General features: G+C 75.7%; 7 protein-coding genes. All 7 read left to right on the top strand.

Going from position 1 to position 17956, the window contains the following annotated elements:
• The coding region (locus AC07B0_RS36080) for a non-ribosomal peptide synthetase (protein WP_356881950.1) at window positions 1-1251 on the top strand (1251 nt) is incomplete at its 5' end.
• Complete coding sequence (locus AC07B0_RS36075) at window positions 1248-2063, top strand: thioesterase II family protein (RefSeq protein ID WP_469382983.1); 816 nt, start codon at window positions 1248-1250, stop codon at window positions 2061-2063. The genes AC07B0_RS36080 and AC07B0_RS36075, both read left to right, overlap by 4 nt.
• Before the next feature lie 52 nt (window positions 2064-2115).
• Window positions 2116-3165 (top strand): TauD/TfdA family dioxygenase, encoded by a 1050-nt coding sequence (locus AC07B0_RS36070; RefSeq protein WP_356881946.1) that lies wholly within the window; start codon window positions 2116-2118, stop codon window positions 3163-3165.
• A 5-nt stretch (window positions 3166-3170) separates the two neighbouring features.
• Window positions 3171-4994, top strand: coding sequence for a non-ribosomal peptide synthetase (locus tag AC07B0_RS36065; protein ID WP_478900078.1), 1824 nt, complete (start codon window positions 3171-3173; stop codon window positions 4992-4994).
• A gap of 13 nt (window positions 4995-5007) precedes the next feature.
• Window positions 5008-10308: a condensation domain-containing protein gene (locus AC07B0_RS36060; protein WP_478900077.1), complete on the top strand. Its 5301-nt coding sequence runs from the start codon at window positions 5008-5010 to the stop codon at window positions 10306-10308.
• Between the two features lie 285 nt (window positions 10309-10593).
• On the top strand, window positions 10594-17733 hold the full coding sequence (locus AC07B0_RS36055) for an amino acid adenylation domain-containing protein (protein ID WP_478900076.1): 7140 nt from the start codon (window positions 10594-10596) through the stop codon (window positions 17731-17733).
• Window positions 17730-17936, top strand: a complete 207-nt coding sequence (locus AC07B0_RS36050; protein WP_356881938.1) for an MbtH family protein — start codon at window positions 17730-17732, stop codon at window positions 17934-17936. The genes AC07B0_RS36055 and AC07B0_RS36050 overlap by 4 nt, the downstream gene beginning before the upstream one ends.
• Window positions 17937-17956 lie beyond the last annotated feature (20 nt).

Below are 17956 nucleotides of genomic sequence, written 5' to 3'. Positions count from 1 at the left end.
CCCGTCTCCTGGGACGCCTTCAGCCTCGAATTCTGGGGAGCACTGCTCCACGGCGGAAGCACCATCCTCCAACCCGGACAACGACCCGAACCGGCCCTGATCGCGGCCCTCACCCAGCAACACCGCGTCACGATGCTCCAGCTCTCCTCCAGCCTCTTCAACTACCTCACCGACGAGCACCCGGAGACCTTCGCCACCACCCGCATCGTCTACACCGGCGGTGAGCCGGCCTCCCCCACCCACGTCCACCGCCTCCAGCAGCTCCACCCCCACCTCACCGTCACCAACGGCTACGGCCCCGCCGAATCCATGGGCTTCACCACCACCCACACCGTCGAACGCACCCCGGAAGCCCAAGGCCCCCTCTCCATCGGCCGCCCCCTGACGAACAAGCACGCCTACGTCCTGGACGCCCACCTCAATCCCACACCCCCCGGCACCACCGGCGAGCTCTACCTCTCCGGCGACGGACTCGCCCACGGCTACCTCGCCCAACCCACCACCACCGCAACCCACTTCATCCCCCACCCCTACGGACCCCCCGGCACCCGCCTCTACCGCACCGGCGACCAAGCCCACTGGGACACCCACGGCAACCTCCACTACACCGGCCGCACCGACACCCAGATCAAAATCCGCGGCTTCCGCATCGAACCCACCGAAATCGAAACCACCCTCACCACCCACCCCCACATCACCCAAGCCACCCTCGCCACGCACCCGGACCACCACAACACGCCCCAGCTGACCGCGTACCTGGTCACCACCGAGCCCGGTCTCTCCCCGCAGGACGTCCGCCTCTGGCTGCGGACCCTCCTGCCCGACCACATGGTCCCGGCGTTCGTCGTCCTGCTGGACCGGCTGCCGCTGACCCCCAACGGGAAGATCGACAAGGCCGCCCTGCCGTCGCCCCGGGCGGTGACCACCCCGGGCGGCCGGGAACCGCGCACCCCCCTGGAGGAGACGGTGCGCACCTATTTCAGCGAGGCCCTGGGGACTCCGTCACCGCTGACCATCGACGACGACTTCTTCGACCACGGCGGGCATTCGCTCCTCGCCGCCCGTCTCACCCACCGCATCGGCACCACCCTCGGCATCACCCTCACCCTCCGCGACGTGTTCCAGCACCCCACCCCCGCCACCCTCGCCCAGCACATCGGTACCCGGCTGCCGGCCGGGCCCGCCGTGCCCCGGCGCGCCAGGCCCGCCCTGCGCCGCCGCACCCCCGACCAGGAACGGAGTTCCTCATGAGCCACGACACGGGCCACGACACGAGCCACGACCGGCAGCCCGACTTCACCCCCGCGCCCGACGACGTGGTCTGGGACCTGCCGGGCGAGGGCCCGCAGCGCACCTCGCTGCTGGTGCTGCCGCACGCCGGCGGCAACGCCCACGCCTACGCGCAGTGGCGCGACCACCTGCCCCGGGATGTCCGGCTCCTGATCGGCCAGTACCCGGGCCGCGGGGCCCGGTTCGCCGAGGACCTGCCGCGGGACGTGGCCGACCTGGCCGGTCCGGTGGTGGCGGCGCTGCCCGCCGGGGCCGCCGACGACCTGGTGGTACTGGGGCACAGCATGGGCTCGCTCGTCGCCTTCGAGGTCGTACGCCGCCTCCAGGCGGCCGGCCGCACGCCGCGGGCCCTGGTCGTGTCGGCCTGCCGGGCCCCGTTCCTGGCCAACCCGTGCGCCGTCCACCCGGAGCTGCTGGACGACGACGCGCTGGTGGCCGCCATCAAGGAGCGCGGCGGCACGGACGACGGCATCCTCGACGAGCCGGAGCTCCGCGAGATCGTCCTGCCCTCGATCCGGGCCGACTTCGCCATCGACGACGTGTACCGGTGCGAGGAGTCCGACGCCCGGGTGGAGTGCCCGGTGACGGTGATCGGCGGGGACGCCGACCCGGTCGCCCCGGCCGCCTCCCTGGAGCACTGGTCGCGGATCACCGACCGGGGTTTCTCCTCGTACGTGCTGCCGGGCGGCCACTTCTACTTCCAGGAGCGGCTCCCCGAGTTCTTCGCGCTGCTGGCCCCGGTGGTCGGCGGGCACGCCCCCGCCACCGCCTGACCCGTACCGCCCTCCCCCGACGACATCGCCTCCGCATCCCAAGGGACGTCCCATGACCACCACGCACACCGAAGCCCCCGCCGCTTCCCGCTCCGGCATCAGCCCGGTCCGCGAGCCGGGCAAGCCCGTCGTCGTCCACACCCCGGCCGGGCTCGGCCTGGCCGCCTCCGTCGACTGGCTGACGGAACACCGTGCCGCGATCCAGGCCGAGTTGCTGCGCAGCGGGGCGGTCCTGCTGCGCGGGCTGCCCGTCGAGGACGCGGCCTCCTTCGCCGCCGCCCGGGACGCCCTGATCGAGCGGCGCGCCGGGTACAAGGAGAAGGCCACGCCGCGCACCGACTTCGGCGAGGGCGTGTTCTCCTCCACCGACCTGCCCGCCGTCCAGCCGATCCGGCTGCACAACGAGAACAGCTACACCCTCGACTTCCCCGGCGTGCTGCTGTTCGGCTGCGTGACCGCCCCCGAGGAGGGCGGCGCCACCACCGTCGGCGACATGCGCGAGGCCCTGCGCCTGCTGCCGCCGGAGCTGGTCGAACGGTTCGAGCGGGCCGGCTGGCTGCTCGTGCGGAACTACTCGGAACTGGCCGGGCTGCCCTGGTACAAGACGTTCGCGACCGAGGACAGGGCGGTGGCGCAGGCGTACTGCGAGGAGAACACGATCGGCTACGAGTGGACCGACGAGGACGACTCGATGATCACCCGGCAGCGCCGTTCGGCGATCGTCACCCACCCGGTGACGGGCGAGCGGACCTGGTTCAACCACTTCGCCTTCTGGAACAGCCGCACCCTCGACCCGGACGTCCGCGAGGTGCTCCTGGACACGTACGGGGAGGACGGGCTGCCGTTCAACACCTACCTGGGCGACGGCTCCCGGCTCACGGACGCCGAGGTCGACGCGGTCAACGCCGTCTACGACCGGGTCACCGTAAGGGAGACGTGGCAGCGGGGCGACCTGATGATCGTCGACAACATCCTGTGCGCCCACGGCCGGGAGGCCTACCGGGGCGACCGGAAGATCCTCGTCGCCATGGGCGAGCCGGTCGCGCTGGCCGACTGCGCGCCCGCCACCCGGCCGTCCACCACCGTCTTCACCGGGGAGTGAGCGCCGTGACCGCCGTACTTCCCGAGCGTCCCCACGTCCACGGGGCCCCCGGATCCGTTCCCGACCTGCTGGAGCGGCTCGCCCAGGCCCCCGCCGGGCGGACCGCCGTCGTCGCGGGCGGCGACGAGCTGACCTTCGGTGAGCTGCGCGCGCGGGCGATGCGGTTCGCCGGCCGGCTGGCCGCGCGCGGCATCGGCCCCGAACGCGTGGTGGCGCTGGCCCTGCCGCGCGGCGCGGACCTGGTGGTGGCGCTGATCGGCACCCTGACCGCGGGGGCCGCGTACCTGCCGGTGGACCCGAAACTGCCCGCCGGGCGGCGGCGCTATCTCGTGGAGGACGCGGGCGCCGACCTGGTGGTCACCGCCGGCGGGGCGGACGGGCCGGTGGCCGAGGGCGTGCCCCATCTTCCGGTGGCCGGGCTGACCGCGCCGGAGGGCGAGGACCCGCCGTACGCGCCCGTCGCCGTGGGCGCCGACACGCTCGCCTACGTCATCTACACCTCCGGGTCCACCGGCCGTCCCAAGGGCGTCGAGATCGGCCGGGCGGCCGTCTCGGCGCTGCTGGCCGAGCTGGAGGACACCGGCATCGCCGTGACCGGGGGCGGCCGCGTCGGCTGGAACGCCTCGCCGTCCTTCGACGCCTCCGTCCAGCAGTGGGTGCGGCTGTGCCGGGGCGACACCCTGGTGATGATCGACGAGGAGACCCGCGCGGACCCGGCCCTGCTGGCCCGGTTCGTCGACGAACAGGCCCTGACCGACCTGGACATCACCCCCTCGCACGCCGACCCGCTGCTGGACCTGCTCAGCGCGGACGGCGGGCCGCGCCCGCTGACCCTGCTGGTCGGCGGGGAGGCCGTCAGCCCCGCCCTGTGGCGGCGGCTCGGCGCCCTGGGGGCGCGCGGGGTGCTGCGTACGGTCAACCTGTACGGGCCGACCGAGTGCACCGTGGACGCCACGGCGGGCTGGATCGACGCCGGCGCCGAACCGCACATCGGGCGGGTGCTGCCGGGGCTGCGGACACGGGTCCTGGACGCGGCGCTGAACCCGGTGGCCGAGGGCGGCAGCGGCGAACTGTACCTGGCGGGGCCGCGCGTGGGCCGCGGCTACCGGGGCCGGCCGGCGCTGACGGCGGAACGGTTCGTGGCCGACGCGGCGGCCTGCGACCAGGGCGCCGGGGGCGGTCGCATGTACCGCACGGGAGACCTGGTCCGGCTGCTGCCCGGCGGTCGGCTGGCCTACCTGGGCCGGGCCGACGGGCAGGTCAAGGTGCGCGGGCACCGGATCGAACTCCGGGAGGTGGAGGCGGCGGTGGCCGCCGCCCCGGGGGTCGCCGAGGCGGCGGTCGTCCTGTGCCCGGAGGTGCACGGGGCGCCGGGTCTGGTGGCCTACCACCGCCCGGCAGGCCCCGCCGTCGCCGAGGGTGCGCTGCGCGCCCACCTGGAGTCGGTCCTGCCGGGGTACATGGTCCCGGGGCTGTTCGTGGCCCTGGACCGGTTCCCGACCACCGTCAACGGCAAGATCGACCGTACGGCGCTGCCCGCGCCGGCCGCCGCCGGCCCGGCCCCGGAGGCCGCCGAGGGGCTGAGCGCCTCGCAGCGGCTGATCGCGGGGGTCTGGGCCGCCGTGCTCGGCGCCTCCCGGATCGGCCCCGACGACAACTTCTTCAAGCTCGGGGGCCATTCCCTGCTCGCGATCAAGCTGGTCTCGCGGGTCCGCGCCGAACTCGGCGTCGCCCTGCCCGTGAAGGCCGTCTACGCCAACCCGCGCCTGCGGGACCTGGCCGCCCACATCGACACGCTCGTCGCGGCCACCGCGAGCCAGGACCGTTGAGGACGCCGAGGACATGACCGAGATCCCGTTGTCGTACGCGCAGCGCCGGCTGTGGTTCCTGGGCCGGCTGCACGGCCCGTCCGCCGCCTACAACGCCCCGGTGGTCCTGCACCTGGACGCCGGACCGGACGCCGGGCCGGACGCCGGGCTGCTGGCCGGGGCCCTGACCGACGTGGTGGGGCGGCACGAGGTGCTGCGCACCGTCCTGCCGGCCGGCGGCGACGGGGAGCCGTACCAGCGGGTGCTGGACGCGGCCGCCGTGCCCCGGCTGGCCGTCGAGGACTGCGCGTCCGGCGAACGGGACGCGCGGGTGGCCGCCTTCGCCCGTGAACCGTTCGACATCACCGCCGAACCGCCTTTGCGCGCCCGGCTGTTCCGGGCGGACGACGGAACCTGCGTGCTGGTGCTGCTGGTCCATCACGTGGCGACCGACGGCTGGTCCGTGCGCCCGCTGCTGCGGGACCTCGCGCGGGCCCACCGGGCGCGGCTGGCCGGGCGGTCCCCCGACTGGGAGGCGCTGCCCGTCCAGTACGCGGACTACAGCCAGTGGCAGCACGAGCTGCTCGGCGACCCCGACGACCCGGACGGCCTCGCCGGAGAGCAACTGGCCTACTGGCGAGGCGTGCTGGAGGGAGCGCCACCCGTCCTGGCGCTGCCCGCCGACCGGCCCCGCCCCGCCGAACCGTCGGGGCGCGGCGCCTCGCTGACGGCACGGCTCGACGCCGGGGCGCACGGCGCGCTCCTCGCCCTGGCCCGCGCCCGGCGGGCCAGCCCGACGATGGTGGTGCGGGCGGCGCTCGCCGCGGCCCTGTCGGCGGCGGGGGCGGGCGAGGACGTGGTGATCGGCGCCCCGGTCGCGGGGCGCCCCGAGGAGGACCTGTACGAGCTCGTCGGCTTCTTCGTCAACTCCCTCGCACTGCGTACGGACCTGTCGGGCGGCCCGACGGCCGCGGAGCTGGTGGACCGGGTCCGGGACGCGGACCTGGCGGCGTACGAGCACCAGGAACTCCCCTTCGACCTGCTGGTGGAGAAGCTGAGCCCGGAGCGGGCGCTGGGCCACCACCCGTTCTTCCAGACGATGCTGACCGTGGACGCGGGCGCCGCGGGCGCCGCCCCGGTGGACCTGGGGGGCGGTCTCACCGGCCGGATCGCCGATGTCGGCCTGGACGCGGCCAAGTTCGACCTGACCTGGTACTGCGGGGAGCGGCACGCCCCGGACGGTGGGCCGGACGGGATGGACGTCGTCCTCCAGTACGCGGCCGACCTCTTCGACGAGGACACGGCCCGGCTGCTGCTGGAGGTGTTCGTACGGGCGCTGCGCGCCTTCGGGCGGGCTCCGGACGTGCGGCTCGGCGCGCTGGAGCTGGTGACCGGCGAGGAGACGAAGGCCCTGGCCGGGCGGCGGCACACCACCGCCGCGCTGCCCGCGGCGCCGGCCGGTGCCCGAGTGCGGCGGGAGGTTCTGGCGCCGCGGGAGGAGATCCTTTGCGGGCTGTTCGCGGAGGCCCTCGGCCGGGAGCACGTCGAGGCCGACGCCAACTTCTTCCGCAGCGGCGGGCATTCGCTGCTCGCGAGCAAACTCGTCAACCGGATCCGGGGCGCGCTCGGCCTGGAGCTCGGCATCCGGGACCTGTTCCTGGCGCCGACCCCGGCCGCACTGCACCGGCGGCTGGCCGGGCGCGGCGGCGCGGCCGGCTCCCGGCCCGCGCTGAGGTCCGTACCGGCCGGGGAGCGGCCGGGGCGGCTCCCGCTGTCCGCCGCGCAGCGTTCGCTGTGGCTGCTGGGCCGCATCGAGGGCCCGTCGGCGGCCTACAACGCCCCGCTGGTGCTGCGGCTGGAAGGGGTTCCCGAGGCGGCGGCGCTGGCGGCCGCGCTGGGTGACGTACTGGCCCGGCACGAGGTGCTGCGGACGGTGTACGGGGAGGAGGGCGGGGAGCCGTACCAGCGGGTGCTGGAGGTGCCCGGGGAGCTGCTGGAGGTGGCCGACTGCGCGCCGGGGGCACTGGAGGGGCTCGTGGCGGGCTTCGGCCGGGAGACCTTCGACCTGGCGGCGCGGGTGCCGGTGCGGGCCAGGCTGCTGCGACCGGGGGACGGCACCTCGGTGCTGGTGCTGCTGGTCCACCACATCGCCACCGACGGCTGGTCCCTCGCGCCGCTGCTGCGGGACCTGGGCGAGGCGTACGCGGCGCGGCGGGCGGGACGGGCCCCGTCCTGGCGGGCGCTGCCGGTTCAGTACGCCGACTACGCGCTGTGGCAGCGGGACCTGCTCGCCGATCCGGGCGCCCTGCTCGCGCACTGGCGGGCGGCGCTGGAGGGGATGCCGGGGCGGACCGTACTGCCCGCCGACCGGCCGCGTCCGGCCGAGCCGTCGGGGCGGGCCGCGACGGTGTCGGCGGTGCTGGAGGAGGACGCGCACCGGGCGCTGGCCGCCCTGGCGCGGGAGCGTCGGGCCAGCCTGTTCATGGTGGTCCGATCGGCGCTGGCGGCGGCCCTGTCCGCCACGGGGGCCGGTGAGGACCTGGCGATCGGGACGCCGGCCGCGGGCCGGTCCGACGAGGACCTGCACGACCTCGTGGGCTGCTTCGTCAACACGCTGGTGCTGCGCGCCGACCTGTCGGGCGACCCGACGGCCGCGGAGCTGGTGGACCGGGTCCGGGACGCGGACCTGGCGGCCTTCGACCACCAGGACCTGCCCTTCGACCTGCTGGTGGAGCGGCTGGCCGGACCAGGGCGAGCCCTCGGCGAACACCCCTTCTTCCAGGTGATGCTGACGGTCGGTCATGCGGAGCGGGAGCTGGTGCGGCTCGACGGGATCCCCGGGCGGGCGGGCAGCACCGACCTGGGCGCGGCCCGGTTCGACCTGGCCTTCCACTGCGCGGAGCGGCGGGGCCCGGACGGCGGGCCGGGCGGGATGGACGTCCTGGTGCAGTACGCGGGCGACCTCTTCGACGAGGACACGGCCCGGCTGCTGCTGGAGGTGTTCGTACGGGCACTGCGCGCCTTCGGACGGCGGCCTCGGGCACGACTGGGCGAGCTGGAGCTGGTGCGCGGACCGGAACGGCAGGGCCTGGAGCGCAGACGCGCGGAACTGGAGCGGCAGGAGCGGGCGGCCGCCGCCGGGGCGGTGCGCGGCGGCGCCCGGGGGCAGCGGGCGGTGTCCTCCCCGCGGGAGGAGATCCTGTGCGGGCTGTTCGCGGAGGTCCTCGGCCGCGAACGGGTCTCCGCCGACGCCAACTTCTTCAAATCGGGCGGGCATTCGCTGCTCGCGAGCCGGCTCGTGAACCGGATCCGGGCGGTGCTCGGGGTGGAGGCGGGGATCCGCGACCTGTTCCTGGCGCCCACCCCGGCGGCCCTGCGCCGCCGCCTGGACGCGACCGGCGGCGGGCCGGCACGGCCGGCACCGGTCGCCGTGGCGGACCGGCCGGAGCGGCTGCCGCTGTCGTACGCGCAGCGCCGGCTGTGGTTCCTGGACCAGCTGGAGGGGCCTTCCCCGGCCTACAACATCGCGCTGGTACGGGAGTTGGCGCAGCCCCTGGATCCGGCGGCGCTGGCCGGGGCGCTCGCCGACGTCGCCGCCCGGCACGAGGTGCTGCGCACCGTGTACGGGGCCGAGGGCGGGCAGCCGTACCAGCGGGTCCTGGAGGGGGCGCGCCCCCAGCTGGAGCTGGCGCGTCCGGCGGACGTGGCCGCGGCCGTGGACGCGGCGGCCGCGGAGGTCTTCGACCTGACCCGGGACCTGCCGTTGCGGGCCAGGCTGTTCCTGCCCGAGGGCGACGGCCCGCAGACCCTGGTGCTGCTCCTGCACCACATCGCCGCGGACGGCTGGTCCACCGGTCCGCTGCTCGCGGACCTGGCCGCCGCCTACGAGGCCCGGCTGGCCGGAACCTCGCCCGACTGGGAGCCGCTGCCCGTCCAGTACGCCGACTACACCCTGTGGGAGCGGGCGGCGCTGGACGGCGAGGCCGCCGCCGGGGCCACCGGGCACTGGCGGGCCGCGCTGGCGGGGCTGCCGCCGCTGATCGACCTGCCGACGCAGCGGCCCCGGCCGGCCGTGCCGTCGGGGAGCGGGGCGGTCACCGGCTTCACGGTGGACGCGGACACCCACCGGCGGCTGCTGCGGATCGCGCACGCCCGGGGGGCCACCCTGTTCATGGTGGTGCAGGCCGCGCTGGCGGCGGCACTGGCCCGGGCGGGGGCGGGCGGCGACCTCGCGATCGGCACGACGGTCGCGGGGCGCGGCGACGACGCCCTGTCGGGGCTGGTCGGCTTCTTCGTCAACACCCTGGTCCTGCGCACCGACGTGTCGGGCGATCCGGTGTTCGGGGAGCTCGTGGACCGGGTCCGGGAGTCGGACCTGGTGGCGTACGCGCACCAGGACCTGCCGTTCGACCTGCTGGTGGAGGCGGTCAACCCGCACCGGTCCTCGGCGCACCACCCGCTGGTGCAGGTGATGCTCCAGGTGAACCCGGCGCCGGCCGGGCCGTCGGCGGGCCCCCTCGCGGGCACGGAACGGACCTTCGCCGCGCGGACCGCGAAGTCGGACCTCACCTTCGCGCTGACCGAGCGGGACGGGGGCGGGCTGTCCGGGGTCCTGGAGTACGCCACCGATCTCTACGAACCGTCGGGCGCGGGCCGGCTGGCGGCGCTGCTGGTGGCGGCTCTGGAACTGTTCGCGGCCGGTCCGGACCGGCGGGTGTCGGCGCTCGCGGCCCCGGCGGACCGGCGGCCCGTACGTCCGCTCGTCGGGGGCTACCCGATCGACCTGGCCCGGGTGGAGGCGGTCCTCGCGGAGCACCCGCGGGTCGGCTCGGCGCGGGCGCGGGTGGCCGACGGACGGATCCTCGCGGAGGTCACCCCGACGGGCGGCCCCGTGACGGAGCCGGAGCTCCAGACCTGGTCGGCGGACCGGCTGCCGGAGTACGCGGTCCCCTCGACGGTGCACGTCCCGGCCGCGCCGCCCACCCCCGCACCGCCGGGCGCGTCCGGCGCGTCCGGCGCGTCCGGCGGGGGCACGGCATCCGCCGCCCCCGGGGCTTCTCACGCGGCCGCGCTGCTGCGGCTGTTCGCGGAGGTCCTGGAGCGCCAGGTCGGCCCGGACGACAACTTCTTCAAGTCCGGGGGGCATTCGCTGCTGGCGGTACGCCTGGTGAACCGGGTCCGGGCGGAGCTGGGCCGCGAGCTCACCCTCCGCGAGGTGTTCCGCCACCCCACTCCGGCCCGCCTGGCGGCCCTCCTGTCGGCGGCACCCCCCGCCCCGGCGCCGGCCCCGCTCCTGCGCCGCCGCACCCAGGCGGGCAGCCGCGTCCCCGGCTGACCCGGCCGACGGCAGGCCCACCCCGGCCGTCCCTGCGCACGGCCCCGGCCCCCGCCACTCCAGCGGGGGCCGGGGCCGTCCGTGGGCGCGGCCGGGGGGCCGAACCCGGGAGCGGGGCCCCGACACCCCGGCCACCGGAACGCGCGGAGCGTCCGGCGGCAGTCGGGGGCGGCAGCCGCCCCGGTCGGAGCTGCCGGAGGGACTGCCCGCCGGGCGGTGCGGGGCTGCCTAGCGTGGGGGCACGGAGTCCGCTCCGCTCCCGTCCCCTCGCCTGGAGGCCCCGCGATGCCCTCGACCGCCCCCACCGCCTCCGCCGTCCTGGACGGCGGCCCGGCGATCAGTCCGGCACCCGGCGTGCTCGACCGGATCGCCGCCCAGGACGCCGAGCGGACCGCGCTGGTGCACGGCGAGCACCGGATGACGTACGGGCAGCTGGCCCTGGCGGTGGCCGTGCGCGCCGACGAGCTGACGGCCGGCGGCGCCGGTCCGGGGCGGCTGGTCGCCGTGCACCGGCCGCGGGGCGTCGACGCGGTCGTGGGGCTGCTGGCCGCGCTGCGGACCGGCGCCGCCTACCTTCCCCTCGACCCCGGGGCGCCGGCCGCCCGGAACGCGGCGATCCTCGCCGACTGCGCCGGCCGTGAAGTCCCCCTGGCGGACGGGGAGTTCCTCGTCGCCGGTGCAACCGTCCCCGAGGGCACCGGCTACGTGATCTACACCTCCGGTTCGACGGGCACCCCGAACGGCGTGGTCGTCGGGCACGGGGCCCTGGCCCACTTCGTGGCGGGGGCGGCGGTCCGGTACGGGATCACCCCCGGGGACCGGGTGCTCCAGTTCGCCCCGCTGCACTTCGACGCGAGCGTCGAGGAGGTCTTCCTGGCGCTCGGCTCCGGCGCGACCCTCGTACTGCGCGACGAGGACATGCTCGACGTCCCCGGACTCCTGGCCGGCTGCGCCGCGCACGGGGTGACGGTGCTCGACCTGCCGACCGCGTACTGGCACGAGCTGGCGCACGCCCTCGCCTCCGGGACCGCCGAACTGCCCGCCGGCATCCGTACGGTGGTCATCGGCGGTGAGGCCGCGCTGCCCGAGCGGGTCGCGCAGTGGTGCGCGGTGGTGGACCCCGGGCGGGTGCGGCTGCTGAACACCTACGGGCCGACCGAGGCCACCGTCGTGGCGACCGTCGCCGACCTGTCCCGGTACGCGGGCGGCCCGGTGCCGATCGGCGTACCGCTGCCCGGGGTGCGGGCGGCCGTGGTGGACGGGGAGCTGTGGCTGCTGGGCGGCGCCCTCGCCGACGGGTACCTCGGCCGGCCCGAGCTGACCTCCGCCCGGTTCACGGCGCTGGGCACGGAGCGCGCGTACCGCACCGGTGACCTGGTCCACGTACGGCCGGACGGACAGCTCGGGTTCCGGGGGCGGGCCGACGACGAGGTGAAGATCAACGGGCACCGGGTGGACCCGGCGTCCGTGGAGTCGGTACTGACCGCGCACCCCGGGGTGCGCGAGGCGGCCGTGGTGGCCCGGGAGACGGCGGACGGGGTGCGGCTGCTGGCCGCGTACGTGGTCGCCGACGCCGGGGTGGAGGCGCCGGAGCTCCGCGCCCGCGTGCGGGAGCGGCTCCCGGCGGCGGCCGTACCGGGCTCGGTGACGCTGGTGGAGGCGCTGCCCCGGACCTCCTCCGGGAAGATCGACCGCAGGTCGCTGCGGGCCGCCCCCGACGGCGGACTCCCCTCCGCACCCGTGGTGTTCGACGGGGTGCCGCTGCCCGCCGGAGAGCGCGTGCCGCTGTCGTACGCCCAGCGGCGGCTCTGGTTCCTGGCCTCGCTGGAGGGCCCTTCGGCCACCTACAACCTGCCGGTCGTGCTGCGCCTGGACTCCGTCCCGGACCGGGACGCACTGGGCGCGGCCCTCGCGGACGTCGTGGAGCGGCACGAGGTGCTGCGCACGGTGTATCCGGCCGTGGACTCCGAGCCCTACCAGCACGTGCTGGCCGCGCCGCCCGTGGAACCGGCCGTCCGGGAGTGCGCCCCGGAGGCGGTGGCCGCGCTGGTGGCCCGGTTCACGGCGTCGCCCTTCGACCTGGCCAACCAACTCCCGCTGCGAGCAGCGCTGTTCGTGCCGGGTGACGGTTCGGCGACACTGGTGCTGCTGACCCATCACATCGCGACCGACGGCTGGTCGGTGGGGCCGCTGCTGCGCGATCTGGCCCGGGCGTACGCGTCGAGGCTGGCGGGGTCCGCACCCGGCTGGGAGCCGCTGCCGGTGCAGTACGCCGACTACACCCTGTGGCAGCGGGAACTGCTGGAGCGGCCCGAGGCGCTGGTGGAGCACTGGCGGACCGCCCTGGCCGGCATGCCGGGCGTACTGGACCTGCCGACGGACCGCCCCCGGCCCGCCGAGCCCAGCGGCGCGGGCGCGACGCTCGTCGCCCGCCTGGACCCGGACGCGCACCGCCGGCTCGCCGCGCTGGCCGAGGAGCGGGGCGCCAGCCTGCTCATGGTGGTCCAGCCCGCCCTGGCGCTCGCCCTGGCGGCGGCCGGCGCCGGGACGGACGTCCCCATCGGCACCCCGGTGGCCGGCCGGGCCGACGAGGCCCTGAACGACCTGGTCGGGTTCTTCGTCAACACCCTGGTCCTGCGCACCGACGTCTCGGGCGACGCCTCGTACGCGGAGCTCGTGGACCGGGCGCGGGAGACGGACCTGGCGGCGTACGCGCACCAGGAGCTGCCGTTCGACCTGCTGGTGGAGCACCTGCGGCCGGAGCGGGCGCTGGCCGTGAACCCGTTCTTCCAGGTGATGCTGACCGCCGGGGAAGCGGCCGGCTCCCGGCCCCCGGACGGCGGTCCGCTGTCGGGAGAGTTCGCCGAACCTGGCCTGGAGGTGGCCAAGTTCGACCTCAGCGCCTCCTGCGTGGAGCTCGCGGACGGCGGGCTGGAGGTGTGGTGGCAGTACGCGGTGGACCTGTTCGAGCCGGAGACCGCGCAGCTGCTGCTCGACCTGTTCGTACGGGCCCTCGCGCGGGCGGCCGCCGACCCCGGGGCCCGGCCGGGCGCCCGCGCGCTGCTCACCGACGACGAGGCCCGGCGCCTCGCCGGGCTCCGCGAGCGGCCGGACCCGGAGGCGGGCGGGGTCACGGCCTCGGACTCCCCCGCCGAGCAGCTGCTGTGCGCCCTGTTCGGGGAGGTGATCGGTCTCGACGGGCCGGTGGCTCCGGACGCCAACTTCTTCTCGGAGGGCGGCCATTCGATGATGGGCATCCGCCTGGTGAACCGGATCCGGGCCACCCTCGGGGTCGAGGCGCGGATCCGGGACCTGTTCCTGGACCCGACGCCCGCCGGTCTCGCGCTCCGGCTCTTCGGCGAGGCGCCGGCCGGGCCGGACGCGGAGGGCGCGGAGGCCGCTCAGGCCGGGCGGGGCGCGCGGACCGGCCCGGACGCGGAGACCGGCCACGTCCCGCCGCCGCTCCCCGGGCGGCCCGCGCTGGCCGCCGTACCGCCCGGACTGCGCCCGGAGCGGATCCCGCTGTCGTACGCGCAGCGCCGGCTGTGGTTCGTGGACCAGCTGGAGGGGCCCGGCCCCTCCTACAACATTCCGTTCGTGCTGCGCCCGGACCGGCCCCTGGACCCGGGGGCGCTGGGTGCGGCGCTGGCCGACGTCGCGGAGCGGCACGAGGTGCTGCGCACCGTGTACCCGGCGGTGGAGGGGCAGCCGTACCAGCGGGTGCTGGAGGGGGTACGGCCGGTCCTGGAGCGGGTGACCGCGCCGGAGGGCGCACTGGCGGCGGCGGTCGGCGAGGCCGCCGGGCACGTCTTCGACCTCGCCGCCGAACTGCCCTTCCGGGCCGCGCTGATCACCTGCGGGGCGGAGCGGGCGCTCGTCGTGCTGGTCCACCACATCGCCGCGGACGGCTGGTCCGCCGGCCCCCTGCTCGCGGACCTGGCCGCCGCCTACGAGGCCCGGCTGGCCGGAACCTCGCCCGACTGGGAGCCGCTGCCCGTCCAGTACGCCGACTACACCCTGTGGGAGCGGGCCGTACTGGACGGCGGGGCCGCCGCGGGGCACGTCGCGTTCTGGAAGGAGGCCCTTGCCGACGCCCCGCCCGTCCTGGAACTCACCGGTGCCCGGACCCGGCCCGCCGAGGCCTCCCACCGGGGCGGCGCGACCCCCCTGGCCGTGGACGCCGCCGCGCACGCCCGGCTGGAGCGCCTGGCGCTGGAGCACGGGACCACCCTGTTCACGGTGGTGCAGGCGGCCTTCGCGGCCACCCTCACCCGGCACGGCGCCGGCACCGACCTGCCGCTGGGCACCGTCGTCGCGGGCCGTGACGACGAGGCCCTGAACGACCTGGTCGGCTTCTTCGTCAACACCCTCGCGCTGCGCTGCGACACCTCCGGCGATCCGACGTTCACCGAGCTGCTCGGCCGAGTCCGGGACACCGCCCACGCCGCCTACGCCCACCAGGAGCTGCCGTTCGACCTGGTCGTGGAGCAGCTGAACCCGGTGCGGTCCACCGCCCACCACCCCCTGGTCCAGGCGGTCGTGCAGGTCCATCCCGCCGAGACCGCGGCGCCGCGCCCGTCGGCGCTGGCCGGGTCGGCGGTGGGCACGGACTCCGGGTTCACCAAGTTCGACCTCACGCTCTCCCTGCACGAGCTGCGGGATCCCGACGGGACGCCGGGCGGCGCTCCGGGCGGGCTGGAGGGCGTACTGGAGTACGCGACGGACCTGTACGACGGGGCCACGGCGGCCGTGCTGGCCGCGCACGTGGCGCGGACGCTGCGGGCCGTGGCGGACGATCCCGGGCAGCGGATCGGGGACGTGCGGCTCCTGTCGGACGAGGAGGAGCACCGGCTGGTCGTCCGGTACAACGACACGGCCGCGCCTCGGGCCGTCCGTGGGCTGGCGCACGAGAGGTTCGCGGTCCAGGCCGGCCGTACGCCGCGGCGGACCGCCGTCTCCTACGGCGAGGAGACCCTGTCCTACGCCGAGCTGGACGCGCGGGCCAACGCGCTGGCGCACCGGCTGATCGAGGCGGGTGTGGGCCGGGAGGCGGCGGTGGGGCTGCTGCTGGAGCGCACCCCGTACCTGCTGGTGGCGGCGCTGGCGGTGCTCAAGTGCGGGGCGGCGTACGTGCCGCTGGATCCTCGGCTGCCGGAGGCCCGCGTCGGCATGATCATGGAGGACGTGGGTGCGCGGGTGCTGCTCGTGGGCGAGGCCCAGGCGGAGCTGCCCGCGGTCCGCGCACAACTCGACGCCGGTGTGCGGGTGTTGTCGGTGCACACTCCGGTGCCGGGCTATCCGGTGACCGATCCGGGCGTCGTCGTCGGCGAGGACTCCCTGATGTACGTGATGTTCACCTCCGGCTCCACGGGCCGCCCCAAGGGCGTCGGCGTCACGCACCGCAACGTGGTGGACCTGGTCACCGACCGCTGCTGGGACCTGGCCAACCACCGTCGGATGCTGGTCCATTCGGCGATCGGCTTCGACGCCTCCACCTACGAACTGTGGGTGCCGCTGCTGAACGGCGGCCAGCTGGTGATCGCCCCCGGGGACGGCACCGACGTCGCGGAGCTGGACCACGCGATCCGCACCCACGAGGTCAGCGCCGCCTACTTCACCATGGGCCTGTTCCACATCATGGCCGACGAGGGCCTGGACACCCTCAAGCTCCTCGACGAGGTGTGGACCGGCGGGGACGTGGCCTCCCCCAGCGCGCTCCAGCGGGTGCTGGACCACTGCCCCGACACGGTCCTCGTCCACTCGTACGGGCCGACGGAGACCACCTTCGCCTCGCACCAGCAGCGCTTCCCGCTCACCGAACGGGAGGTCCGCGGCGTGTACCTGGGCGCGGCCCTCGACAACACCCGCGCCCACGTCCTGGACCCGCGGCTGCGCCCGGTGCCCGTCGGGGTGCCCGGCGAGCTGTACCTGTCCGGCACCCAGGTGGCGCGCGGCTACCTCGGCCGGCCGGGCCTGACGGCCGAACGGTTCCTGCCGGACCCGTTCGCGGCGGACGGCAGCCGCATGTACCGCACGGGCGACCTCGCGCACTGGACGCCCGACGGTGAACTCCGGTTCATCGGGCGGGCCGACGGCCAGGTGAAACTGCGCGGCTTCCGGATCGAGCCCGGCGAGATCGAGGAGACCCTCGCCCGGCACGCGGGCGTCGGGCAGGTCGCCGTCACCGTCCGCGAGGACGGCCCCGGCGGCAAACGGCTCGTCGCGTACGCCGTGCCGCGCGCCGGGCACACCCTGACCGAGTCCGGGCTGCTGCGCTGGGCGGCGGACGAACTCCCCGAGCACATGGTGCCCTCCGCGGCGGTACTGCTCGACGCGATCCCGCTCACCGTCAACGGCAAGCCCGACCGGGCGGCCCTGCCGGCGCCCGCGCCCGCCGTACGGGGCGGCGGGCGGGCGGCCCGCACCCCGCGCGAGGAGGTGCTGTGCTCGCTGTTCGCCGAGGTGCTGGGCCTGGAACGGGTCGGCATCGACGACAACTTCTTCGCCCTGGGCGGTCATTCGCTGCTGGGGGTGCGCCTGGTCAGCCGGATGCGGACCGTGCTCGGCCTGGAGGCCGGGGTGCGCGACCTGTTCCGGACCCCGACGGTGGCCGGCCTGCTGGGCGACGAACCCACCGGCTTCGACCCGATGGGGGTGCTGCTGCCGCTCGGCACCCGGGGTGCGCAGCGGCCGTTGTTCTGCCTGCATCCGGGGACGGGCGTCGGCTGGCCGTACGCCGGGCTGGCCCGCCACCTCGGGCCGGACCAGCCGCTGTACGCGATCCAGGCGCGGGCACTGAGCGAGCTCGGGCACTCCCCGGAGACGGTGGAGGAGATGGTCGAGGACTACCTCCCGCTGATCCGCGGGGTCCAGCCGCACGGCCCGTACCGCTTCCTCGGCTGGTCCTTCGGCGGCACCGTGGCCCACGCGCTGGCGGTCCGGCTCGCCGAGCTCGGCGAACGCACCGAACTGCTGGCCATGATGGACGTGCACCTGCTGCCGACGGAGCCCGAGCGGCGCCGGATGACGCCCGCCCAGAAACGGGACATGCTCGTCGGCGACGCCCTGGACGGCCCCGAGGACGCCCCCTTCGACGTGGACGCGCTGATCGGGCTGGTCCGGCTGAAGGACCCGGTGCTCGGCGCGTTCTCCGACGCCGAGATCCGGTCGGTGATCGGCGCCTCGATCGACCACGCCGAAATCATGAACCTGTACGCCCCGCGCCCGGTCGCCACGGATCTGCTGTTCCTGGCGGCGCTGGAGGACGGGGAAACGGAGAACACCCTGGCCCGGCACTGGATTCCGTACGTGGAAGGCCGGGTGGAAAACCACCTCATCGGTGTTCCGCACACCAGAATGGGCGAGCCGGAACCGCTCGCGATGATCGGCCGTATCCTTTCCGAGAAATTGAGGAGTCTGTCATGACCAATCCTTTCGACGACACCGAGGGCACCTTCCGCGTCGTGGTCAACGCCGAGGGGCAGCACGCCCTGTGGCCGGTGTTCGCGAAGGTCCCGGGCGGCTGGGACGTGGTGTGGGGCGAGGGGACGCGGGCGGACGCGCTCGCGTACGTGGAGGCGCACTGGACCGACATCCGGCCCCGGAGCCTGGTCGCCCAGTACTCCTGACCGGAATTCCGGAAAGCCGC

The sequence above is a fragment of the Streptomyces sp. NPDC044704 genome (assembly GCF_056433525.1).
Note: the sequence above shows the minus strand (reverse complement) of the source record. Positions and strands in the feature narration are given on the sequence as shown.

What these genes read in the sequence shown, in the direction of transcription:
- AC07B0_RS36050 (WP_356881938.1), top strand. Translation starts at nt 17,730, where the DNA reads ATGACCAATCCTTTCGACGACACCGAGGGCACCTTCCGCGTCGTGGTC.
- AC07B0_RS36075 (WP_469382983.1), top strand. Translation starts at nt 1,248, where the DNA reads ATGAGCCACGACACGGGCCACGACACGAGCCACGACCGGCAGCCCGAC.
- AC07B0_RS36060 (WP_478900077.1), top strand. Translation starts at nt 5,008, where the DNA reads ATGACCGAGATCCCGTTGTCGTACGCGCAGCGCCGGCTGTGGTTCCTG.
- AC07B0_RS36055 (WP_478900076.1), top strand. Translation starts at nt 10,594, where the DNA reads ATGCCCTCGACCGCCCCCACCGCCTCCGCCGTCCTGGACGGCGGCCCG.
- AC07B0_RS36070 (WP_356881946.1), top strand. Translation starts at nt 2,116, where the DNA reads ATGACCACCACGCACACCGAAGCCCCCGCCGCTTCCCGCTCCGGCATC.